The 23652-nt window shown below is 66.6% G+C and carries 19 protein-coding genes, 2 tRNA genes and 3 rRNA genes; 19 read left to right on the plus strand and 5 right to left on the minus strand.

The window, feature by feature from the left end:
- The first annotated feature begins 83 nt into the window (after positions 1–83).
- Positions 84–1835 (plus strand): carbohydrate-binding protein, encoded by a 1752-nt coding sequence (locus tag LCY71_RS09250; protein ID WP_225332871.1) that lies wholly within the window; start codon positions 84–86, stop codon positions 1833–1835.
- An 11-nt stretch (positions 1836–1846) separates the two neighbouring features.
- On the opposite strand, the gene LCY71_RS09255 is transcribed toward LCY71_RS09250, so the two are convergent.
- A complete protein-coding gene (locus LCY71_RS09255) occupies positions 1847–2491 on the minus strand; it encodes an HAD family hydrolase (RefSeq protein ID WP_225332872.1) in 645 nt (214 codons plus the stop codon).
- Positions 2492–2599: 108 nt separating this feature from the next.
- Here LCY71_RS09255 and LCY71_RS09260 point away from each other — a divergent pair, with 108 nt between their 5' ends.
- From LCY71_RS09260 to LCY71_RS09280, 5 genes are all read left to right on the plus strand, one after another.
- A complete protein-coding gene (locus tag LCY71_RS09260; RefSeq protein ID WP_225332873.1) occupies positions 2600–2854 on the plus strand; it encodes a DUF8028 family protein in 255 nt (84 codons plus the stop codon).
- Positions 2855–3125: 271 nt separating this feature from the next.
- Positions 3126–3365 carry a DUF8028 family protein gene (locus LCY71_RS09265; protein ID WP_225332874.1) on the plus strand — a complete coding sequence of 80 codons (240 nt, stop codon included), beginning with the start codon at positions 3126–3128 and terminating at the stop codon, positions 3363–3365.
- A 143-nt stretch (positions 3366–3508) separates the two neighbouring features.
- A complete protein-coding gene (locus LCY71_RS09270) occupies positions 3509–4246 on the plus strand; it encodes a topoisomerase DNA-binding C4 zinc finger domain-containing protein (RefSeq protein ID WP_225332875.1) in 738 nt (245 codons plus the stop codon).
- 96 nt (positions 4247–4342) lie between these two features.
- A complete protein-coding gene (gene endA / locus LCY71_RS09275) occupies positions 4343–5344 on the plus strand; it encodes a tRNA-intron lyase (RefSeq protein WP_225332876.1) in 1002 nt (333 codons plus the stop codon).
- 64 nt (positions 5345–5408) lie between these two features.
- Entirely contained in the window at positions 5409–7037 is a 1629-nt protein-coding gene (locus LCY71_RS09280; protein ID WP_225332877.1) for a tryptophan--tRNA ligase, read from the plus strand.
- A gap of 33 nt (positions 7038–7070) precedes the next feature.
- Here LCY71_RS09280 and LCY71_RS09285 read toward each other — a convergent pair whose 3' ends face one another.
- Together LCY71_RS09285 and LCY71_RS09290 are read right to left on the minus strand one after the other, a co-directional pair.
- Positions 7071–7601, minus strand: coding sequence for a hypothetical protein (locus LCY71_RS09285; RefSeq protein ID WP_225332878.1), 531 nt, complete (start codon positions 7599–7601; stop codon positions 7071–7073).
- On the minus strand, positions 7598–8182 hold the full coding sequence (locus LCY71_RS09290) for a DUF7344 domain-containing protein (protein WP_225332879.1): 585 nt from the start codon (positions 8180–8182) through the stop codon (positions 7598–7600). Before LCY71_RS09290 ends, LCY71_RS09285 begins: the two co-directional genes overlap by 4 nt.
- Positions 8183–8641: 459 nt before the next feature.
- Between LCY71_RS09290 and LCY71_RS09295 the strand changes: the two genes are divergently transcribed.
- The 6 genes from LCY71_RS09295 (at position 8642) to LCY71_RS09320 (ending at position 15175) form a co-directional block, all read left to right on the plus strand.
- Entirely contained in the window at positions 8642–9184 is a 543-nt protein-coding gene (locus LCY71_RS09295; protein ID WP_225332880.1) for a DUF1102 domain-containing protein, read from the plus strand.
- A gap of 2 nt (positions 9185–9186) precedes the next feature.
- Complete coding sequence (locus tag LCY71_RS09300) at positions 9187–9783, plus strand: hypothetical protein (protein WP_225332881.1); 597 nt, start codon at positions 9187–9189, stop codon at positions 9781–9783.
- A gap of 279 nt (positions 9784–10062) precedes the next feature.
- Complete coding sequence (locus tag LCY71_RS09305) at positions 10063–11205, plus strand: signal peptidase I (protein WP_225332882.1); 1143 nt, start codon at positions 10063–10065, stop codon at positions 11203–11205.
- Between the two features lie 298 nt (positions 11206–11503).
- Positions 11504–13015, plus strand: coding sequence for a phenylalanine--tRNA ligase subunit alpha (gene pheS / locus LCY71_RS09310; protein ID WP_225335901.1), 1512 nt, complete (start codon positions 11504–11506; stop codon positions 13013–13015).
- Positions 13015–14754 carry a phenylalanine--tRNA ligase subunit beta gene (pheT, locus tag LCY71_RS09315; RefSeq protein WP_225332883.1) on the plus strand — a complete coding sequence of 580 codons (1740 nt, stop codon included), beginning with the start codon at positions 13015–13017 and terminating at the stop codon, positions 14752–14754. The genes pheS and pheT overlap by 1 nt, the downstream gene beginning before the upstream one ends.
- A 229-nt stretch (positions 14755–14983) precedes the next feature.
- Positions 14984–15175: a hypothetical protein gene (locus LCY71_RS09320; protein ID WP_225332884.1), complete on the plus strand. Its 192-nt coding sequence runs from the start codon at positions 14984–14986 to the stop codon at positions 15173–15175.
- Between the two features lie 24 nt (positions 15176–15199).
- Here the strand turns inward: LCY71_RS09320 and LCY71_RS09325 are convergent, their stop codons facing one another.
- On the minus strand, positions 15200–16255 hold the full coding sequence (locus LCY71_RS09325; RefSeq protein ID WP_225332885.1) for a quinone-dependent dihydroorotate dehydrogenase: 1056 nt from the start codon (positions 16253–16255) through the stop codon (positions 15200–15202).
- Positions 16256–16306: 51 nt separating this feature from the next.
- Positions 16307–16504, minus strand: coding sequence for a hypothetical protein (locus tag LCY71_RS09330; protein ID WP_006882158.1), 198 nt, complete (start codon positions 16502–16504; stop codon positions 16307–16309).
- 223 nt (positions 16505–16727) lie between these two features.
- Between LCY71_RS09330 and LCY71_RS09335 the strand changes: the two genes are divergently transcribed.
- The 7 genes from LCY71_RS09335 to LCY71_RS09365 all read left to right on the plus strand — a co-directional run bounded on the left by LCY71_RS09335 (position 16728) and on the right by LCY71_RS09365 (position 23487).
- Complete coding sequence (locus LCY71_RS09335) at positions 16728–17039, plus strand: non-histone chromosomal MC1 family protein (RefSeq protein ID WP_225332886.1); 312 nt, start codon at positions 16728–16730, stop codon at positions 17037–17039.
- 710 nt (positions 17040–17749) lie between these two features.
- A 16S ribosomal RNA gene (locus LCY71_RS09340) occupies positions 17750–19222 on the plus strand.
- Between the two features lie 112 nt (positions 19223–19334).
- Positions 19335–19406, plus strand: a tRNA-Ala gene (locus LCY71_RS09345).
- Positions 19407–19616: 210 nt separating this feature from the next.
- Positions 19617–22537 (plus strand): 23S ribosomal RNA (locus LCY71_RS09350).
- Between the two features lie 171 nt (positions 22538–22708).
- Positions 22709–22830 (plus strand): 5S ribosomal RNA (rrf, locus tag LCY71_RS09355).
- Together the 16S, 23S and 5S rRNA genes with 1 tRNA gene alongside form the textbook arrangement of a ribosomal RNA operon.
- A gap of 212 nt (positions 22831–23042) precedes the next feature.
- A complete protein-coding gene (locus LCY71_RS09360; protein ID WP_225332887.1) occupies positions 23043–23300 on the plus strand; it encodes a DUF5789 family protein in 258 nt (85 codons plus the stop codon).
- Between the two features lie 111 nt (positions 23301–23411).
- A tRNA-Cys gene (locus tag LCY71_RS09365) sits at positions 23412–23487 on the plus strand.
- Positions 23488–23652: the final 165 nt, after the last annotated feature.

Below are 23652 nucleotides of genomic sequence, written 5' to 3' on the forward strand. Positions count from 1 at the left end.
GGTGAACCATCCGAACGATTTATTGTCCGATGCTCGCTCTCCCCAGTGTCTCGTGGCATCGAGCCACACGGGGTGGAGAGGACATGCACGATCGCGACACGACGGACGACGGCACAGAGTACGGGGAACGGGAGTCTGAGGCGACCAGCGGCGGAAGCTCGCGCCGGCGCTTCCTGAAGGCGAGCACCGCGGCCGCCGCCGGGGCGTTCGCGCTCGGCGCGGGCGTCTCGCCGGCGGCGGCCCGCCGGACCGAGTGCTCCTCGCAGGGCAGCCTCTCGGTCGGGGGCGGCGACTTCCAGGTCATCAACAACGACTGGGGAACCCGGGTGGAGGGCGCGGACATCGACATGTGCGCGTTCGCGAACGACGACGGCTCCTACGGCTACGAGTGGGAGACCCGCTCGGTCGGTGGCTCGCCCAACTACCCGCAGGCCCTGATCGGCACCAAGCCCTGGGGGTCCGACACCGGCGTCGCCGAGTTCCCGATCCGTCGGGGCGACGTCGACCAGCTGGAGATCGAGGTCGATATCGACCAGAGCATCTCCGGCGGCGAGTGGGACCTCGCCGAGGAGTGGTGGCCGATGGAGCAGCCGCCCTCCCGGCAGACCGGGCCCCACGTCCACGAGGTCATGATGGTGCTGGACTGGGGCGGCGGCCACGACCACTACATGGAGGAGCGAAACGTCTGGACCGACCAGTACGGCAACACTGTCGACTACTGGGCGGACTACGACGGCGGCGGGACGAACGCCGACTTCCACATCTTCCGCGTCCGCGGCGGCCTGACCTCGGGCCGGGTCGACCTCACCGAGGTCATCGAGTACCTGAGCCAGCGCCACGGAATCGGCGACGATCTGTGGCTCTCCGGTGTCGAACTCGGCAACGAGTACTGGCAGGGCGCGCAGGGCGACGTCACCTGCGAGCAGTTCGACGTGACGATCAACGGCACCACCTACAGCAGCGGGAGTTCTGGGGGGAGCACCGGCGGCGGGAGCGGCGGCGGCAGCGGCGGAAGCGACGGCGGACGGTCACCCTACGGCGGATCGCCCCACGCCGTCCCCGGCTGGATCCAGGCCGAGGACTTCGACCGCGGCGGCGAGGGGACCGCGTACCACGACGCGACGTCGGGCAACGAGGGCGGCGCGTACCGCTCGACTGACGTCGACGTCGAGTTCTGCGACGAGGGCGGGTACAACGTCGGCTGGATACAGTCCGGCGAGTGGTGGACCTACACCGTCAGCGCCGACGCGTCCGGGACGCACGACCTGCGGGCCCGCGTCGCGTCGAACGACGGGGGCGGCTCCCTGACCGTCGAGGTCGACGGATCGCAGGTCGGCAGCGCCTCGTTCGACGGCACCGGCGGCTGGCAGTCCTGGACCACCGTCCCGCTCGGGGCCGCCGACGTCGCCGCCGGCGAACACGTCGTCCGCGTCCGGGCCGACGACGGCGGCTGGAACCTCAACTGGATCGGGTTCGCCAGCGGCAGCGGGAGCGACGGCGGCAGCAGTGACGGCGACGGTACCGATGGCGGCAGTAGCGACGGTAGCACCGGCGGCGACGGCAGCGGCGGCGGATCGTCGGACCCCGTCGCGACCATCGATGCGAGCAGCGCGTCCGTCGGCGTCGGCGAGCGGATCACGCTCCGCGTGAACGACACGTCCGGGTCCGGGCGCTGGATCGACTCTCTGGAGTGGGACTTCGGCGACGGCACCACGGGCACCGGCTGGTGGCAGAGTCACAGCTACGACGCGGCCGGAACGTACACCGTCGCGCTGACGGCGACGGCCAACACCGGCGAGGCGACCACTCACGAGGTCGCTATCACGGTCTCGTAGCCGCGATCGACCTACACCCGCGAGAAGAGCTGTTCGCGCAGGGCCTCCGGCGCTTCGGCGACCGAATCGGCGGCCGACTCCGCGATGCCGTGTCCGGCCTCGCCGACGCCGAACCCGATCACGGTCATGCCGGCGCGCGACGCGGCCAGCGTCCCGTTCGCGGAGTCCTCGACGGCCACGCAGTCACCGGGATCGACGCCCAGCTCCGCCGCGGCGTGCTCGTAGATTCCCGGCTCCGGCTTGCCGGGACCGTCCAGGTCGGCGGCGCTGATCGTCGCGTCGAACGCGAGCCCGAACCTGTCGAGGACGATCTCGTACCACTCCGGCGGCGACGAGGTCACCATCGCCACCGGGACGCCGGCCTCCCGCAGGTCGTCGACGACCTCGCGGACGCCGGGGGTCAGTCCCACTTTCTCGCCGTAGATGTCCTCGGCGGCGCCCTCGTACAGCGAACAGAACTCGTCGTACTCGACGGCGAGCTCGTAGTCCTCCTCGAGGATGCCGTACAGCTCCTCGTAGTAGACGCCGGTCAGTTCGTCGACCGACACGTCGGCGTCCGGGAGCGCCTCGGGCAGCACCCGCTCGCGCTCCAGTTCGATCCAGTAGTCTTCGGAGTCGACCAGCACTCCGTCCATGTCGAAACAGACCGCGTCCATATCCCCCGCAGGTCGCGGACCGGCATACGCGTGTCGGGTCCTGAATGTGAGTATTGTTGTCGTACGACACTATTAAGCGGACTGGGGTCCTACTGTCCGTCTCCCTCGATGCCGGACAGTAGCGCACTCTACCGTGAGCTGAGTCGCTCGCGAGAGTGGCTCGGGAACGCTGCCAGCCGGGTCTCCGACCGACCGCACGCCGCCCTCGAAGCCGGGGCGTTCTGGCTAGCGATCGCCCTCCCGATCGCGTACCTGCCGATCGTGATCGTCCCCGCGGTCGGCGGCAGTCAGTTCGTTCCCGCCTTGCTGGCGGTCCACGCTCTCTGCGTCGTCCTCGGATCCGATCACACACCGACCGCGTGACGGGCACGGATCGACGACAGGTCCGGGTCCGTCGCCGCGGACGCACCCCCGTCGGGAACCGCTGGGTCGGAACTGAGATACAACGACAGAGTGGTGAATAAAACGTCTCGGAAGGTATGGCTCGGTCTCGCGAAACCGGCGTGAAACGTGAAGAGGTGTCGTAATGCGATAAAACGCGGCAACGGACGGTCGAAACGAGGTGAACTCGAACCAAGGGTCGGCCCACTGTATAGTGGCCCCGCCCCTCCCCTGAATCGAGGAGCGAGTTCCCGTGTCGAGAGAGTCCGCCGCCGAGGGGGCCGCGTCCGGACCCGCAACCGCGCTTCGGCACCTGGCGCTCCATCCAGTCGAGGCGGTTGCCTTCTGGGCGGCGGTCCTCCTTCCGCTCGCCTACCTGGCCCTCCTGTACGGCGGCCTCGGCGCGCGGGAACTCCTGCTCCTCGCGGCCGCGCTCGTCCTCCGCGCGGCCACCCTGGCCCTCGGTCGCGGCTACGACTGCGACCGGGCGTGAGAGCGTGATCGCTGTGGTCGATTTCGCGGCACCCGGGGGGATCGGACCGCCGCGCCACGGCGACCCCGCGGTCGCCCCACTGGGGGTGGGGACAACGCTTTTCGGCCACACGTTGAAGTAGTGGAACGCGCCCAGGCCAGCCCATGCACGACGGAACGCACGTGCTGGCCGGTGAGTGCACGATGGTCTTCGACGGCTCCCGCGAGCGCGAGCAGCGCGGCGACGTGATCGTCTTGGTGAAACCCGACAACACGGTTCTGGTCCACGACGCCGACGGCTACCAACCGGTGGCGTGGCTCACCCGGGCCGACAGCGTGACGGTCGAGGCCGGCACCGTGGTCGCGCGGGACGGCGACGAACTGCTGCGCGTGGTCACCCACGACGAGCACGGGCGCGCCCGGTATCCGGCCAGCGTCGCCGGCGTCCCCGTCGGCGACTGTCCGGACTGTCGCGGGACGCTCGTCCGGGCCGACGGCGCCGTCTCCTGTGCCGGCTGCGACGCCCGCTACGGGCTGCCCGACGACGCCTCGGTGACGGGCCGGCGCTGCGCGGACTGCGACCTCCCGACGGTCCGGGCCGAGCGCGGCCGGGCCTTCGAGGTGTGTCTCGACCGCGATTGCGACTCCCTCGACGAGCGCGTCCGGACGGCCTTCGACCGCGAGTGGGCGTGCCCCGAGTGCGGGAGCGACCTCCGCATCCTCCGGCGAGGCGGACTCATCGCCGGGTGCGAGCGCTACCCCGACTGCGACACCGGCTTCTCGCTGCCCGCGGGCGTGATCATCGACGACTGCGACTGCGGCCTGCCGGTCTTCGAGACCGCGACCGGCTGGCGATGTCTCGACGCCCGTTGCGAACGGGCGCGGGCGGCGGACGCCGACTGACGCGCCGCCGTCTCGCCTCGACTCGTCGCCGCCGGAGCGCGCGCCGGGCCGTCCGCGAACGGAACGCTTTACGCCCGCCCGCGGCGACGCTCACCCATGGATCCGACGCTCGCAGGCGACGTGGTCAGGGCCGGGAGCGAGGGCCGCGAGCGGTTCTACGACTCGCGGGGCTACGGCCGACCCGTCGACGGCGACCTGGAGCTGGCGCCCGTCGAGGCCGCGCACCTGCTGTACCGGGGCGACCTCGATTCGGTCGACGGGATGGACTTCCGGGCCTTCCTCGCCTCGGCGGCCGTCCCCGAGGTGGCCTTCTTCGTCTACAAGGACCTGCGGGACCGGGGCTTCTACCTCTCGCCCGCTCGCGAGGGCTGGGTCGACGACCCTGCGGGGGCCGACTTCGTGGTCTACCCACGGGGGAAGGGCCCCTGGGACGACGCGGTCGCCTACCGCGTTCGCGTCGTCGGCGAGCGCGAGACGGTCCCGGCGGCCGCGCTGGGCGAGTCCGTCCTCGCCGTCGTCGACGAGGAGTCGGAGATCACCTACCTCGAGACCGACCGACGGGCCGTCGACGGGACCAGCGACGCCGACGTTCCGCCGGTCGAGGGCGACCTGCTGGCCGAGCGGGTGCTGTGCTGGGACCCGCCCGCGGACCTCTACGAGCGGGCGTTCTACGGCCAGCGGCTCGGCGACGACGAGACTGTCCAGCTCTCTCTCGTCGAGGCGGCCTACCTCGCCCAGCGGGGCGCCCTCTCGGTCGACGGCGGCGAGGCGGCGCTGCTGGAGCGCGGCCACGAGGTCGAGGGCGACCGGTTCGACCGCCGGCTGGCCGTCTACGCCGACCTGCGCGAGCGCGGCGTCGTCCCCAAGACGGGCTTCAAGTTCGGCGCCGACTTCCGGACCTACGCCGACGTCGAGAGCGCCGACGACCTGGGCCACTCCGAACTGCTGGTGCGCGTCCTCGCAGTCGACCACGAGTTCGCCCCGCGTGACCTGGCGCTGGACGTCCGCCTCGCCCACGGCGTCCGGAAGACGATGACCTTCGCGCTGGTCGGCGACGACGGCATCGACTGGGTCTCCGTCGAGCGGCTGACGCCCTGATCGGTGTGAGGTGTGCGCAAAGCGAACGCTTTTTGCGCGCGTCGGCGCGAGTATCCAGCAATCAATGACGCACGACTCTTCCGACGCCGAGGGGGGCGACTCGCGGCCCCCGTCGGACGCGAGGGCGGACGGCGGTAAGCCGAGCGGCGCGAGGCGAGCCACGTCGGATCTGAGATCCGACGGCGGGACCGAGGCCGCCGGGGCGGACGACGTGGCTCTGGACCCGTGGGGCTCTACCACGGTCGCGGACTACCGGAAGCTGTTCGAGCAGTTCGGCATCGAGGAGTTCGACGAACTGCTCGACGAGGTGCCCGACCCCCACTACCTGATGCGCCGCGGGGTCATCTTCGGCCACCGCGACTACCGGCCGGTCGCCCGGGCGATGCGCGAGGGCGAGGACTTCGCCGCGCTCTCCGGGTTCATGCCCACTGGCGACCCGCACATCGGGCACAAGCTCGTGTTCGACGAGATTATCTGGCACCAGGAGCGGGGCGCCGACGCGCACGGCCTGATCGCCGACCTCGAGGCCCACAGCGCCCGCGGGCTCTCCTGGGACGAGATCGACGAGCACGCGAGGAGCTACGTCCTCTCGCTGCTGGCGCTGGGCTTCGACCCCGAGGACGGCGAGCTGTACCGCCAGTCGGAGAACCGCGCGGTTCAGGACCTGGCCTTCGAGCTCGGCGCCGAGGCCAACTTCTCGGAGCTACAGGCGATCTACGACTTCGACGGCGAGACCGACGTCTCCCACATGCAGAGCGTCGTCACGCAGATGGCCGACATCCTCTATCCCCAGCTAGAGGAGCCCAAGCCGACGGTCATCCCGGTCGGCCCGGACCAGGACCCGCACATGCGGCTCGCCCGGGACCTGGCCGCCCGGATGCGCTACTTCGGCGTCACCGAGGCCTACGCCAGCTTCGAACTCGACGAGGAAGAGCGGCCGCTGGTCGCCGAGGCCTACGAGGCGCTCGGTGCGGACGCCGACGAGGACGACCGGGTCCGCTGCGAGGACGCCGCCGACTGGCTCCGCGAGCACGTCGACCCGGGAGACGCCCGTCAGCGCGCCGTCGAGAAACTCGACAACGCCGGGAAGGAGCCGCTCCGCCCGCGGACGCGCATCCTGAACCGCAACGCCACCGAGGAGGCCTTCGACGCCCTGATCGAGGCCGTCGAGGGCGAGAAGCGCGTCTACGAGGCCCACGTCGACGCCTTCGACCTCTCCCGCGAGGCGGCCGACGAGCTGGCCCGCGAGGTCGAACTCGACCACGGCGGCTACGGCTTCCTGCCGCCGTCGTCGATCTACCACCGCTTCATGACCGGCCTCACGGGCGGCAAGATGTCCTCCTCGATCCCGGCGAGCCACATCAGCCTCATCGACGACCCCGAGGACGGCTACGACAAGGTCATGTCGGCGACCACGGCCGGCCGGGAGACCGCCGAGAAGCAGCGGGAGCTGGGCGGCGAGGCCGAGGAGTGTCCCGTCTACGAGCTGTACGCCTACCTGCTGGCCGGCGACGACGACGAGTTCGCCAGGGAGGTCTACGACGAGTGCGTCGGCGGCGAGCGCCTCTGCGGCGGGTGCAAGGAGCAGGCCGCGGAGCTGATGGAGGAGTTCCTCGAGGAGCACCAGGAGAAGCGCGCCGAGTGGGAGGACCGACTCGACGAACTGGACATCCAGCTCGACTCGGACCGGTAACCGTCGCCGTTCTTCGCGAGCGCCGCCCGACCGTCAGCCGGTCGCCCCTTCGCTACCATCGTCGGTGCGGTCACTCCCGCGTCCGCTGACGCCCCTATTGGGCTCGCCGGTACACTCGACCGTCGCCTCCCTCGTCATCTCGACGCTGGCACCGGACCGGGTGAAGATCGAGAGCTCGACGGTGAACCGCTCGGTCCGCCCGGTCGCCCCGCAGGTGACGTCTGCCGTCAGGGCCGCCGTTTCACCGACCCTGAGCGGCGCCGTCGGCTCCGCCGTCCCGGACGTGGTCGGCTTCGGCGGGATCATCGTCTCGGACCGGACCTCCACCTCGAGCGACGAGATCGTCGTCGGGAAAGTGTTCGTCAGCGTAGCCAGGCGGACGTCCTCGTGGCGCCCGTTACGGAGCGCCTGCCCGTGGAGGTCGACGCGGGGCATCGCCCCGTCGTCGGCGACGACGACCGAGGCGTCCCGCTCGGCGCTCACGCTGGCGAAGCCGCCGGTGCCGGCGGTCGCCGCCAGCGCGAGGACGACGCAGGTCAGCAGTGCGGCCCGGCGTCGGATCATCGATCGACTTCCGGTGGGCTGTCGTGCACCTGGAGGCGCATCTCCGTCCGGTTGTAGTACGTGTGGACGACGGACGCGACGAGGGCCGTCGTGGCGGCGAACAGCCCCCACGCCCCGTCCGTCAGCGGGTGCGCGACGACGTCGAACGCGACGACGCCGAGCAGCACCGTGTTCACGACCCCGAGTCCGAGGTAGAACTGGCTCCACGGGACGTCGCGCCCCGCGACGATCTCCATGTAGACGTCGAGGTCGTCTGCGGCCGGCCCGAGTTCGACGGTTCCCGAGCGGTCGTCGTATTCGACTACGTCCATGTCGTCCATCCGCGGGAGATGGATCTGTTGGAGCGATGTGTAGACCCGCTTTCGCTCGCTCGAGGAGACCTCCGTCACGCTGATCTCGTTCTCCCAGGCCGCGATCCGCTCCGCGAGCTCGCCGAGTGTCGCCGACTCCCCGTTCCGGTAGAGGTACTGGAGCGCGTAGCGTCGGCGGTGGTTGCTGAGTAACTGGAAGCCGTCGTCGTAGGAGACGTCTCCCGTACTCTCGTCGCTTCGAGACCGTGCTTTCGTACCGAGATCGACCATTGGACCACCCCGCCCTAATTATGCTACCGCTAATTACTTAAAATAAACTTCCTGTTCGTAGAAAGTTCGGGACGGTTTCTGACAGCTAACCGGTGTTAGGAACCGGATACGTGTCTGACAGTCGGAAAGAAGGGTCTGCGGCCGCCGATCAAACGGAGCGGGGCCTCTCTTCCGGGTACTCGGCTCCCGTTCAGGACGATCGATACACCGGTCGGTCGCGCTTCCGACTGTCCCGTACGGGTCTCGTCGCGACTTCCGAGGTCCCCGTACGATCGACGTCCAGGGTTCCGGGTACCTCGTACGCTCCGGGGATTCCGTTCCGGGCCGGCCGTACGTTTCACGACCGAGGCACAGGTAAATTGACACAATGGTGGTGGGGTTCGATGGACGACTGCGCACGCCGGGAGGCCCCGACGGCGTCGGGCGTCACCGGGCGTGCTCTAAAGGAAGGTGTCCATCATGGAACGACGCAAATTCATCGCGACTGTTGGATCACTCGCCGCCGGCTCGGCGGCCGCAGTAGGTACTGGCGCGTTCACGAGCGTCACGGCGTCCCGGAACGTCGATGTGAAGGTCGCTAACGACGCGTCCGCGTACCTCCGTCTCGAAGGTACCGGCGGACCCAACACTCACTACGTCACCGAAGACGGGAGCGGCGGCACGCTGACCATCGACCTGTCCTCGGACAACGAGACCAGCGCCGGCGGGCAGGGCGTCAACCTCGACGCCGTCACCCAGATCGACGAGCTGTTCGACGTCGAGAACCAGGGGACCCAGGAGGTCGAGGTCACCATCGACAAGACCGGGGCCAACAGCGACCTCGTCGAGTTCCACGCGTCGAACAGCTACGACGACGAGATCGGCAGCAGCGCCGACAACGGCGTCACGCTCGGCCCCGGCGACAGCGTCACCGTCAGCGTCCAGATCGACACTGAGGGCGAGAACCTGAGCGACGGCGACCAGCTGCTCGACTCGGTGACCTTCAACGCGGACGCGACGTAAACATGGACCGAAGACAGTTCGTGGCCAGTCTCGGCGTGCTCGCCGGCGGCGGCGCGGCCGCGATGGGAACGGGTGCGTTCAGCTCGGTTCAGGCCGAGCGCGACGTGTCTGTGTCCGTCGAGGACGACTCCTCCGCGTACCTCGCCATCCGGCCGACGGACGAGCCCAACGGCAACTACGCCGACGACACGGGCAACGGCGAACTCGCGATCGATCTCACCGGGGACAACGGCAACGTCGGCAACGGCATCGCCGGCGGCGAGGGCCTGAACGCCAACGGCCTCACGAGCATGGCCGACGTCTTCGAGGTCGTCAACCAGGGGACCCAGACGGTCGAACTCGAAGTCACGCCCCTGCTGTTCTACGATCTGGAGTCGTCGGCGTCGAACTTCGACGGCCTGCTCGGCGTGTTCCTCGTGCCGCAGAATCCCGACCGGATCGAGGGCTCTCTCAGCTTCCTCCCGGATTTCGTGGCTGTCAAGGACCTCGACCCCGGTCAGAAGCTCCGGTTCGGCATCGTCGGCGGTGCCATCCCGGAGAGCTCGATCGGATCGGTCGAAATCGACGACGAGGTCGAGTTCAGCGCAACGGAGGTGTGACCGATGAGCGACGACGCTCCCACTCTGAGCGACTACGCGGAGATCGCCGGCGAAACATTCGATCTCTCCGAGGAGGAGAAGCAGGCGATCAGCGAGGAGATCGAGGAGATCTACAACGCCTGACTGCCCCCAGCGAGCGACCGCTCGCCCATCCATTCGTCTTCCCAACCCCCCGAGACGCGAACGCGTCCCCTCGCAACGCCGTCTGCCGCTCACTGATCGGCTCCCTGTCCGTCAACGCACACATTTTTAATCATCGATGGAAACGGTAAAAAGAAAATGGGGCTGGGGTTCCTGCTCGGCCGGATCGCGGAGGCGGTCGTGGTCGTGCTCGTGATCGCCATGATCGCCGGCCAGCTGCTGGGCCAGCCCGCCGTCGTCGGCTACGTCGAGACGGGGAGCATGGCGCCGACGCTCTCGCCCGGCGACGGGTTCGTCGCCGTCCCCGCGGCCCTGGTCGGACCGATCGAGGAGGGCGACGTCGTCACCTTCCGCGCCGAGCGGCTCCACGGCGGCGGGCTCACGACTCACCGCGTGGTCGACGAGACGGACCGCGGGTACGTGACCCGGGGCGACGCGAACCCCTTCACCGACCAGGACGGCGTTGAGCCGCCGGTCAAGGACGATCAGATCGTGGCCGTCGCCTGGCAGCCCGGCGGCGAGGTGCTGGTCCTGCCGGGCGTCAGTGCCGCAGTGACGGGCATTCGGTCCGCCCTGGAGGGGACACAGTCCGTGCTCGCCAGGTTCCTCGGAACCGGTGCCGTACTCGGGACGCAGGGGATCGTGTACCTCCTGTTCGCAGTGACGGGCGCGTACTACGTGGCGAGCGCGCGGTGGGCAGACGGCCCGGGCCGGGACCGGACGCGGGAGCGCGACGGCGACGTCGGCCCCCGGACCATTGCGGCCGTCGGCACGCTCGCCGTCGTGCTGGTCGTCACCGCCGCGATGGTCGGTCCCGCCGGCACCCAGCGGATCGACGTCGTGAGCGCCGAGTTCGAGTCGCCGAGCCCCGACGTGATCGAACGGGGCACTACGGGGACGATCAACTACACGGTGTCGAACGACGCCGCGGTCCCGGCCGTCGTCTACTTCGAGTCGGACGACGGCATCGACGCCGACCCGTCGACGGCGACCGTCCCGGCGCGAGCGACGCAGAACGTGACCCTGTCGGTCACCGCGCCGCCGGAGACCGGCCACTACCGGTACTTCCTGACCGAGCGCCGCTACCTCGCGATTCTACCGTCGTCGCTCATCGGGGCGCTCTACCGGGTCCACCCCTGGTTGCCCGTCGCCGCCGTCGACGCCGTGGCCGGCGGTTCGGTCTACCTCGCGTTCGGCGCCGCCCTGGGCTCGGGACGGGCGCGTGACCGCTCGCGCGAGGGCCGCTCGTGGCTCCGGCGCCTGCGCTCACGCGTGCTGTGAAGGGCTCGATCGGCCGCGACGACGCTGCAGAGCCGTCGTGACGCACAACGCTTTTCAGCGGCCGTCACAACGGTTCGCACATGGCGTCCGAACCCCAGTCAGGTGGCATCGCCGCGAAGCCGTCGCGGAGTCAGGGGTTCGGCTTCTTCTTCGCCCCGTAGGGCCGGTGGACTCCGGGAGACGCGGGAACGCGACCCCGGACGAAACCGCCCTTCGCGGGCGACTTCTCGACACCTGCGAGCGGGAAGTGAGAACCGTTAACTGACGATACCGCGGTACAATGGACAACGACCATCGCATGAAGCTACCACAGGCGCAGGTGGCCCTGCTCCGGGCCGCCGACGCGAACGAGGACAGGCGCATCGCAGACGTGGCCGCGGAGGCCGACGTCAAACCCGAGACGGCGACCGGCGCCGCCTTCGAACTCGAGGACGAAGGGCTCGTCACCGTCTCCGATGAGGCCGTCGAATCCGTCTCGCTGACCGACGAGGGCCGGCAGTACCTCGGCGACGGACTGCCCGAGGTCCGCTTCTACCGGGCCGCGATCGACGCCGGCGCTGCCGACGAACCCGCCGACATGGGCACCGTCATCGGCGGCGCGGGTCTGGAGGGCGACGCCGTCGACATCGCGCTCTCGAACTTCGCCCGGAAGGGGTACGGTCGGATCGACAGCGGCGCCGTCCACGCGGACCCGGATGCGGACCCCGACGGGGATTCCGAGGCACGGGCCCTCGAAGCAGTCGAGGACGGCGACGCGGCCGAGGCGGACTCGGACGCCCTCGACCAGCTGGAACGGCGCGGGCTGATCGAGCGCTCCGAGTCGACCGTCCGCTCGGTCCGGCTGACCGACGACGGCGTGACGGCGCTGATGGAGGGCGTCGAGGCCGCCGAGACCGTCGGCGAGGTGACGCCCGAACTGCTGACCAGCGGCGAGTGGGCGGACGTCGAGTTCGCCGAGTACAACGTCGAGGCCGACGCCGAACCGGTTCAGGGCGGCAAGGAACACGTCCTCCGGCAGACCGCCAACCGCGTCAAGGACGTCCTCGTCGGGATGGGGTTCAAGGAGATGCAGGGCCCCCACGCCGACGCGCAGTTCTGGATCAACGACTGCCTGTTCATGCCCCAGGACCACCCGGCGCGGACTCACTGGGACCAGTTCGCCCTCTCGAATCCCGAGGAGATCGATCACCTCCCCGAGGACCTCGTCGAGCGCGTCCGCTCCGCACACAGGGAGGGCGTCGGCGAGGACGGGGAGGGCTATCACTCGCCGTGGACCGAGGACGTCGCCCGGCGGGTGGACCTGCGCGGGCACACGACCTCGCTGTCGATGCGGTACCTCTCCGGCGAGCAAATCGGCGATCTGGAGCCCCCGGAACGGTACTTCAGCGTCGAGAAGGTGTACCGCAACGACACGCTCGACCCGACGCACCTGCTGGAGTTCTTCCAGATCGAGGGCTGGGTGATGGCCGAGGACCTCTCCGTTCGCGACCTGATGGGGACGTTCACGGAGTTCTACGAGCAGTTCGGCATCACCGACCTGGAGTTCAAGCCCCACTACAACCCCTACACCGAACCGAGCTTCGAGCTGTTCGGCACCCACCCCGAGACGGGCGAGATTGTCGAGGTGGGTAACTCCGGCATCTTCCGCGACGAGGTGCTCGAACCGCTCGGCGTGGACTGCGACGTGATGGCCTGGGGACTCTCCCTGGAGCGGCTGCTCATGCTCATGTACGGCTTCGAGGACATCCGCGACGTGCACGGGACGCTGGCCGACCTCGAACTCCTGCGTTCTGAGGAGGTGGTGTACTGATGCCCGTCGTCGACGTCGACCCCGACGAGCTGCGCCGTCTGACCGGCAAGGCGGAGAAGGACGACGACGAACTCCGCAGCGACCTGTTCTCGCTGGGCCTGGAGTTCGAGGGCCGGACCGAGGACGACGAGTTCCAGCTGGAGTTCGCGCCCGACCGCCTCGACCGCCTCTCCGTCGAGGGCATCGCCCGCTCGCTGCGCTACCACTACGGCGAGGACCGGGGCGTCTATATCCCCAACACGAACGAGCCGGAGTGGACGATCGAGGTAGAGGACCAGCCCGAGGAGCGGCCCTACGTGACGGGCGCTGTCGTCCGGGGGCTCGACCTCGACGAGCGCTCGTTGGAGTCGCTCATCCAACTCCAGGAGAAACTCCACGCGACGATGGGCCGCCAGCGCGCCAAGGGCGCCATCGGCGTCCACGACCTGACGATGCTGAAAGGCGAGGCGGCCGTGGACGGGAGCGGGAAGTCCATCCGCTACACCAGCGTCGACCCCGACGAGGAGCGGTTCGTCCCGCTCGACAGCGACCAGGAGATGACGCCCGCCGAGGTGCTGGAAGAGCACGAGACCGGCGAGAAGTTCGCCGACCTCGTGGCCGAGATGGACCGCGTGCCCGCCATCTACGACGGCATCGGTCTGTTCTCGTTCCCGCCGGTGATCAACGGCCGCCGGACGGAGGTCACCACGGACTCGCGGGACCTCTTCGTCGAGATGACCGGCACCGACCAGTGGACGGTCGACCACATGCTGAACATCGTCTGCTACGCGCTCGAGGCGCGGGGCGGCCAGGTCGAGCGCGTCGAAGTGGAGTACGGGACCGACGCCCCCGGCGACTACGCCGGCCGCACGCTGGACCGGCCCGACTTCGCGGTCAGGACCAAGACGGTCACCCACGACCGGATCGAGTCCGTCCTCGGCGTCGAACTGGATCCCGAGGCGGTCGTCGACTACGCCGAGCGGGCCGGCCTCGACGCAGAGGCCGACGGCACTGGCAGCCTCTACGAGGTGGAGATCCCGCCCTACCGCGTGGACGTCCTCCACCCGCTGGACGTCATCGACGACATCGGGCGCGCGCTCGGGTTCAACGACCTCGAACCGCGCTACCCCGACGTCTCCACGGTCGGCGGCCGTCACGAGCGCTCCCGGCTGGAGGACGCCGCCCGCGACGCGCTGGTCGGCCTGGGCTTCGAGGACCTGCTGAACTTCCACATGATCAGCGAGGAAGAGAACTTCGAGCGGATGAACCTCCCCGCGTCCGGCGAGAGAGAGGGTGACGTCCTCGGCGCCACCGACCCGGTCACCATCCGCGAGCCCTACAGCGAGGACTACACCATGCTCCGGACGTGGGCGCTGCCCTCCATTATGATGGTCCTGGAGAACAACACCCACCGCGCCTACCCGCAGGACCTCGTGGAGATCGGCCTCGCCGCACACGTCGACGAGTCGGAGAACACCGGCGTCGCCGAGCGCCAGACGGTCGCGGGCGCACTCGCTCGCACGGACGCCTCCTACGAGGACGCCAAGGCGCGCCTCCAGGCCATCGCCGAGGCCTTCGGGACGGACCTCGAGACGCCGCCGACCGAGCACCCGACGTTCATCGACGGCCGCGCCGCCGAGGTCGTCCTCGACGGCGAGTCCGTCGGCGTCGTCGGCGAGGTCCACCCGAAGGTGCTCGTCGAGCACGATCTAGAGTTGCCCGTCGCGGCCTTCGAGTTCCGGCTGGACGGGCTAGAGTAGAAATTGAAACTATTTACACATCGAAGGGCATCACGGGTGCCCCTCGAGTGTGTCAGTGCGTTCAATTTCTACTATAGAGTCGGGACCGCGAACGAGCGAAGCGAGTGAGCGGCTTTTTTCGCCCACGTTTTTTGGCCGGGGTTGAGCGCTCGCCTGTGGCGAGCGCGAACCCCCGGTGAAAAAAGGTAGGTTGACAAGACCTATAGCCGTCCGCTCACACCGCTGGCGTATGGCCGACGAATCCGCGCTGGAGCGGTTCTCACGGAAGGGCCGGCGAGTCCTGATCGTCGTGTTCCTCCTCGCAGCGCTCGTGGTTGGCGGCGGGCTCTGGGTGGCGTTCAACGCCGGGCCGCTGGAGGCGACGGCGTACGTGATCCTCTCCTCGATGCTCGTGGGGTTCATCTTCCCGCGGCTGGTCTGACGGGTGCGCCCCAAGAGAAGCGACCTATTCGAGGTCCGCCCCGACGGCGTCCTCGACCGAGTCGAAGCCGTCTCGCTCCAGTAGCTCCAGCAGGCCCTCGTTGATCTCCCGGGCCAGGGAAGGCCCCTCGTAGACGAGGGCAGTGTACAACTGGACGAGCGACGCGCCGGCACGGATCTTCCGGTACGCGCCCTCCGCGGAGGAGACGCCGCCGACGCCGACGACGGGGACGTCGACGCGCTCGGCGACGAACCGGACCATCCGCGTGGCCTCGTCCTCGAGGGGCTTCCCGGAGAGCCCGCCGGTCTCCGCGCGGTTCTCGCTGCGCAGCGAGGCCGGTCGCTCGGTCGTCGTGTTGGTGGCGACGACGCCCTCGAGCTCGTACTCGCGGACGATGGCCAGCGCGTCCTCGACGGCGGGCTCGGGCAGGTCCGGCGAGAGCTTGATCAGGAGAGGGGCGGCGCCCGCGTCCCGCAGCGCCTCGACGATGGCCGCCATCGACTCCCTGTTCTGGAGCTCCTCGAACCCCTGTGAGTTCGGGCAGGAGACGTTGACGACGAAGAAGTCCCCTCCCTCGGCGACGCGCTCGTAGGTGTATCGGTAGTCCGCCGGAGCGTCGGCCCCGCCGACGTGCTCGCTCTTGGCGACGTTGACGCCCACTGGGACCGGCGCGTCGACCCCGGCGAGGCGCTCGCCGACGACGTCGGCGCCGTCGTTGTTCAGGCCCATCCGGTTGATGATGGCGCCGTCCTCGCGGAGGCGGAACATCCGCGGTCGGGGATTGCCGGTCTGGGGCTCGGCCGTCACGCCGCCGACCTCGACGAAACCGAAGCCCAGCGCCGCGAGCGGACCGGGGACCTCGGCGTTCTTGTCGAACCCGGCCGCGACGCCGACGGGGTTGGGGAACTCTCGGTCGAAGGCCTCGACAGCGAGGCGGGGGTCCCGGACGCGGTACCGTCGGGCCATCGCCGACTCGACCGGCGTACCGTCCGATGCGCGGAGCAGGCCGTGGACGATCCCGTGTGCCGTCTCGGCCGGGAGCGAGAAGAGAAGCGGTCGTATCAGATCGTAGCCGTTCATATCAGTCCCCCGACCCCTCGGTCCGTGTGCGCGACGCGGCTGATGGTGCTCTCAGAACTCGTGTTCGACGTCGTCTGGATCGGCCTTTTGAATGATGATCTTGTTGTCCCGGACGCGGACGAACACCTCGTCGCCGATCTCCATGCCCGCGACGGCAAGCTCGTCTTCGTGAATGTTGATGTGGACGTTGTGGTACTCGCCATCTTCGTCTTTGGCGCCACTCGGGCTGAGCTTCTTCTTTCGCACCATCGCGCTATCCTACCCGTGCTTCGCCGCAGGACACACTTAAGTCTACCGTGCGAATCCCGGCGCGTGCGATGGGCCGCTGGCGCGCGCCGTCGACGGCGGGGGAGTTCGCCGATATCGGGCCCGTTCTATTTCTAATATATAATTGTATCGCCCAGACAGGACCCAATCGGGGGGTATTTTTATGTGGGGTCGTGTGTTGAGTTGGCATGGAGCGGTGAAAACCATGGCACGCGACAAGGACAAGCGCAATTTCGCGCTCCGAACCGAGGACGGTGACGAAACGAGCGTCTTCTCCGGTGGGACGCCGCGGCAGGCAGCACTGAAGGCAGCCCGCCGACTGGACCCCGCCGACAGCGAGGAAGACGCGAATCCGGAGGAACTACGCCTCCGTGAGAAGGGAACCCACAAGGTCCACATCTACGAAGGCTGGGCCTGGGAGGAAGAGGCACCCAGCGACAAGCCGGACTGGATGCCGGGCGACATCACCAAGGGCAACGTCTCGAAGCAGGGCGTCGAACACCTGGACGAGATCTAGCCCCGCGAGCGACCTTTCTCGGTCAGCCGACGCCGACCAGCGACGGCACTGTCCCGGGAGACATATCCCTCTCGCGTGGCCACGCATACGTGCGCGGCATCACCCAGTCAGACCCGACGCCCGACGCGAGGGATGACCGACTGGCCTCCGACCGCGCTACATTCTCAGATGACGCGCCACCGCGACGACTTCTGTATCAGCCATCGGGGCGTGTAATCGCATGACGAAGCGGCTACCGAACGTTACGCTTAAGCATCCCAGCGCTTTCCGAACGAGTACGAAGCGGCACGGGACAGACGAACCCCGTCGGGCTTCACCCACCTCCGACCTCCCGGTCGACGAGACGCGTCGGGGGCGATTGCAACCAACTCTCGTCGTGTGGTTCCGACGGGGTCGATCCGACGCCCTTAAGTGAAACAGGGCACTCCGGGTCGAATGCGAACGAAGTCCGGCCGGGCCACCCCGGCCGACACGGACTGACCGGCGTCCCATCGCCGGACGGAAGTCGAAGCCCTTATGAGGGCTTCGACACTACGTTCAAGTCCGAGGAAATGAGGATTCCACCCCTGCGGTCCGCCGTATAGATGGGATCTGATGTTAGCCCTGGTAGTTCGGTGACACTCGGTCGGCGAGTGTCGTCGGACGCTCTTCGATAGCGACCACACCCTTTGGGTGTGATCCCGCCTAACCTCCTGGCTCTGCCGGGAGACATTCCGGTTGATCCTGCCGGAGGCCATTGCTATCGGAGTCCGATTTAGCCATGCTAGTCGCACGGGTTCAGACCCGTGGCAGATAGCTCAGTAACACGTGGCCAAACTGCCCTATGGACGGGAATAACCTCGGGAAACTGAGGCTAATTCCCGATACAGCTCTCACGTTTGAACGCGGAGAGCTGGAAACGCCCCGGCGCCATAGGATGTGGCTGCGGCCGATTAGGTAGACGGTGGGGTAACGGCCCACCGTGCCGATAATCGGTACAGGTTGTGAGAGCAAGAGCCTGGAGACGGTATCTGAGACAAGATACCGGGCCCTACGGGGCGCAGCAGGCGCGAAACCTTTACACTGCACGCCAGTGCGATAAGGGGACTCCGAGTGCGAGGGCATAGCGCCCTCGCTTTTCGACACTGTAGGGTAGTGTCAGAATAAGGGCTGGGCAAGACCGGTGCCAGCCGCCGCGGTAATACCGGCAGCCCGAGTGATGGCCAATCTTATTGGGCCTAAAGCGTCCGTAGCCGGCCGGACAAGTCTGTTGGGAAATCCAGTGGCTCAACCACTGGACGTCCGGCGGAAACTGTTCGGCTTGGGGCCGGAAGACCTGAGGGGTACGTCCGGGGTAGGAGTGAAATCCTATAATCCTGGACGGACCACCGGTGGCGAAAGCGCCTCAGGAGGACGGACCCGACGGTGAGGGACGAAAGCTAGGGTCTCGAACCGGATTAGATACCCGGGTAGTCCTAGCCGTAAACGATGCTCGCTAGGTGTGCCGCAGGCTACGAGCCTGCGCTGTGCCGTAGGGAAGCCGTGAAGCGAGCCGCCTGGGAAGTACGTCTGCAAGGATGAAACTTAAAGGAATTGGCGGGGGAGCACTACAACCGGAGGAGCCTGCGGTTTAATTGGACTCAACGCCGGACATCTCACCAGCACCGACACCGGTCATGACGGTCAGGTTGACGACCTTACCCGACGCCGGTGAGAGGAGGTGCATGGCCGCCGTCAGCTCGTACCGTGAGGCATCCTGTTAAGTCAGGCAACGAGCGAGACCCGCGTCCGTAATTGCCAGCGATACCCTCGTGGTAGTCGGGTACATTACGGAGACCGCCACGGCTAACGTGGAGGAAGGAACGGGCAACGGTAGGTCAGCATGCCCCGAATGTGCTGGGCAACACGCGGGCTACAATGATCGGGACAACGGGTTCCAATACCGAGAGGTAGCGGTAATCCCTGAAACCCGGTCGTAGTTCGGATTGTGGGCTGAAACCCGCCCACATGAAGCTGGATTCGGTAGTAATCGCGTGTCAGAAGCGCGCGGTGAATACGTCCCTGCTCCTTGCACACACCGCCCGTCAAAGCACCCGAGTGAGGTCCGGATGAGGCCTGGATTCCCAGGTCGAATCTGGGCTTCGCAAGGGGGCTTAAGTCGTAACAAGGTAGGCGTAGGGGAATCTGCGCCTGGATCACCTCCTACTGACCGGGACCTGGCCTTCGGGCCAGGCCCACCTTTGGCGGGGCGTCCGAGGACCTCGCCGACCGGGCACCTATGAACTACCAGGGCTAACACCCTGCGAACCTGACGTCGGGCCCATAGCTCAGCGGCAGAGCACCTCCTTTGCAAGGAGGAAGCCCTGGGTTCAAATCCCAGTGGGTCCATGTCACGTGCCCGTTCCGAACCGTGCCCCTTAAGTGGGGCACGGCGTACGATTCGGGTACGGAAGACCGGTGCACCATCCCGTGCAAGCGCGGATGGGAAGGGTCGATGCACGCACCCCTGCAGACCACCTGGGGCGTGTAAATGAAACCGTGTGTACGTGCGATCCAGGCGTCCACTGGACTCGTTCATCGAGTCACAACGTCAAGTATCCGAAGTTGGCTACTATGCCAGCTGGTGGATGGCTCGGCTCGGAAGCCGATGAAGGACGTGCCAAGCTGCGATAAGCCTGAGGGAGCCGCACGGAGGCGAAGAACTCAGGATTTCCGAATGGGAATCCCCACCGCAATTGCTTCGCGCAATGGGGAACGCCGGGAATTGAAACATCTCAGTACCGGCAGGAAGAGAAAGCGCAACGCGATGTCGTCAGTAACCGCGCGTGAACGCGACACAGCCCAAACCGAAGCCCTCACGGGCAATGTGGTGTACGGGCTGGCACTCATCGCCGGAACGCCACCGTGAAGTCTTCTGGAACGAAGCGCGAAACAGGGTGAAAGCCCCGTAACGGTGACAAGTACGGCGTGAGCCAGTTCCCGAGTATCGGGGGTTGGATATCCCTCGTGAACACGGCAGGCATCGACTGCCAAGGCTAAACACTCTCCGAGACCGATAGCGAACAAGTAGCGCGAGCGAACGCTGAAAAGCACCCTCAGAAGGGAGGTGCAACAGGGCCTGAAATCAGTTGGCGATCGAGCGACGGGGCATAGAAGGTCCCGTGCAAAACGACCCGGGCGCGAGCCCGCAGTAGGAAGCACGGGAAGCCGGTGTTCCGTCGTGCGTTTTGAAAAACGAGCCAGGGAGTGTGCCTGTTTGGCGAGTCTAACCCGATCATCGGGGAAGGCATAGGGAAACCGACATGGCCGCAGCATTGCGAGGGCCGCCGTCTTCAAGGGCGGGGAGCCGAACGGGCACGACCCGAAACCGGGTGATCTACGCGTGGGCAAGGTGAAGCGTGCCGAAAGGCGCGTGGAAGCCTGTTAGGGTTGGTGTCTTACAATACCCTCCCGTGACCTACGTGTAGGGGTGAAAGGCCCATCGAACCCGGAAACAGCTGGTTCCGACCGAAACATGTCGAAGCATGACCTCCGCCGAGGTAGTTCGTGGGGTAGAGCGACCGATTGGATGGACCGCCCTCGAGAGAGGTCGGCCATCCTGTCGAACTCCAAACTCACGAACGCTGTCGACGCGGGGAGTCCGGTGCGCGGGGTAAGCCTGTGTACCATGAGGGAGACAACCCAGAGCTGGGTTAAGGTCCCCAAGTGTGGACTAAGTGCGATCGAAGGTGGTCTCGAGCCCTAGACAGCCGGGAGGTGAGCTTAGAAGCAGCTACCCTCCAAGAAAAGCGTAACAGCTTACCGGCCGAGGTTCGAGGCGCCGAAAATGATCGGGGCTCAAGTCCACCACCGAGACCTGGCCACGCCCGTCACAGGGCGATTGCGTAGGTCGGCGCTCTGATTGGGTGGAAGCACGGACGAGAGTTCGTGTGGACCGATCAGTGACGACAATCCTGGCCATAGTAGCAGCGATAGTCGGGTGTGAACCCCGACGGCCTAATGGACAAGGGTTCCTCAGCACTGTCCGTCAGCTGAGGGTTAGCCGGTCCTAAGTCCCACCGTAACTCGAATGGGACGACATGGGAAGCTGGTTAATATTCCAGCGCCACCATGCACTCAAAGCCGACGCCTCGGGGTCAACCGAGCCGGGCCATCGCCCGGTCCAACCGTCCAAGTTCGTGGAAGCCGTAATGGCACGAAGCGAACGAACGGCGGGATAGGGCAACTCGGTTCAACCTGGGGCCCGTGAAAAGGCGAGCATGGTGTCCGTACCGAGATCCGACACAGGTGTCCATGGCGGCGAAAGCCAAGGCCTGTCGGGAGCAACCGGCGTTAGGGAATTCGGCAATCTGGTCCCGTAAGTTCGCGATAAGGGATGCCTGCTCCGGAACGGAGCAGGTCGCAGTGACTCGGGCGCTCCGACTGTCTAGTAACAACATAGGTGACCGCAAATCCGCAAGGACTCGTACGGTCACTGAATCCTGCCCAGTGCGGGTATCTGAACACCTAGTACAATAGGACGAAGGACCCGTCAACGGCGGGGGTAACTATGACCCTCTTAAGGTAGCGTAGTACCTTGCCGCTTCAGTAGCGGCTTGCATGAATGGATTAACGAGAGCGCCGCTGTCCCAACGCTGGGCCCGGTGAACTGTACGTTCCAGTGCGGAGTCTGGAGACCCCCAAGGGGAAGCGAAGACCCTATAGAGCTTTACTGCAGGCTGTCGCTGGGACATGGTCGCTAATGTGCAGGGTAGGTAGGAGACGCTACACAGGTGCGTGCGCCAGCACGTCGCCGAGTCACCCATGAAACACTACCCGTTAGTGACTGTGACCCTCACTCCGGGAGGAAGACACCGATAGCCGGGCAGTTTGACTGGGGCGGTACGCGCTCGAAATGATATCGAGCGCGCCCCAAGGCCATCTCAGCCGGGACGGAGACCCGGCGAAGAGTGCAAGAGCAAAAGATGGCTTGACAGTGTTCTTCCCAACGAGGAACGCTGACGCGAAAGCGTGGTCTAGCGAACCAATCAGCCTGCACGATGCGGGCGATTGATGACAGAAAAGCTACCTTAGGGATAACAGAGTCGTCACTCGCAAGAGCACATATCGACCGAGTGGCTTGCTACCTCGATGTCGGTTCCCTCCATCCTGCCCGTGCAGCAGCGGGCAAGGGTGAGGTTGTTCGCCTATTAAAGGAGGTCGTGAGCTGGGTTTAGACCGTCGTGAGACAGGTCGGCTGCTATCTATTGGGGGTGTCATGGTGCCTGACGGGAACGTTCGTATAGTACGAGAGGAACTACGAACGGTGGCCACTGGTGTACCGGTTGTCCGAGAGGGCAGCTGCCGGGCAGCCACGCCACACGGGGTAAGAGCTGAACGCATCTAAGCTCGAAACCCACCTGGAAAAGAGGCACCGCTGAGGTCACTCGTAGAAGACGAGTTCGATAGACTCGGGATGTACGCGCCGAGGTGACGAGGCGTTCAGTCCGCGAGCACTAACAGACCGAAGCCACCACTCATACCGCATTGTGACTCGAGCGGTGGAGTGAAACCGCTGGAGCGTTCGTCGCTCCAGTCTTTCGCTCCACCGCGAAATGAACGAGTCCAGGCGCAATCTGGATCGCACGTACGCACGGTGTTCGACCACCGACGGTGGTCTTCGATCGCGGTTCGATTCCGCGAGTCGGCGTTCAGGCGGCCACAGCGGCGGGGCAACACCCGTACCCATCCCGAACACGGAAGTTAAGCCCGCCTGCGTTCCGGCGAGTACTGGAGTGCGCGAGCCTCTGGGAAATCCGGTTCGCCGCCTACCACTCATACTTCATCACCCCTCGAACAGCAGCGGCGCTGTTCGGGGGGTTTCGCATTTCGAACCCCGGCCAGTCGCCACGCTGGTCGGGATTTCGCATTTCGACTGCGGGTCCACCGGCGAATCGATTCGATACGCAGGTAGTCCGCATCTGGATTCTATCGTGCCGTGTTAGCGAGTCAACGACTATCTGCGTTTAGAGCGTACTGTCTTCTATGCCCGAGAAGGTCAAACTCAACGAACTCAACGAGGTCTTCGGCCGCTTCCAGTATCCGGTAGTACGCGACGACCTGGCGGCCCAGTTGGACGACGTCGTCCTGCGTTACGCCGATGGCGAGGAGGAACTGCAGGCCGTCCTCGATCGCGTCGACGACCAGAAGTTCGACAGCCGGGACGAGCTCGAGAACTCCATCTACAACGCCCTGCCGACGGAGGCCGTCGGCGAACCCGGACAGTCGGAAGGCGAGGGGTGATCTGGCGGTCGGCACTTCGGTAGCACGCCCGTCCTCCCGGACGTACGCGTCGGCTGACCGGTGATCCGAGACCGCTACGCTTAAGCGAGTCACCCGGTTAGCTGTGAGTGTGCCAAGGTGGCAGAGTCCGGCCTAACGCAGCGGCCTGCAGAGCCGCCCATCGCCGGTTCAAATCCGGCCCTTGGCTTTTCTTGATTCGACCGGACTGAGAGTCGTGTCTGCCGTCAGCGATTCGAAGTGAGCGAGGAGCTTCCGTGTTAGTTTTCGTACGCGCGCACGAGTTCCGAACGCCTCGGTAACCGTACCCCCCTGTTCTGCCGATCAACGATACGACGTCGGAAACTCGGTGGCA

The sequence above is a fragment of the Halomicrobium urmianum genome (assembly GCF_020217425.1).
GTDB lineage: Archaea > Halobacteriota > Halobacteria > Halobacteriales > Haloarculaceae > Halomicrobium > Halomicrobium urmianum.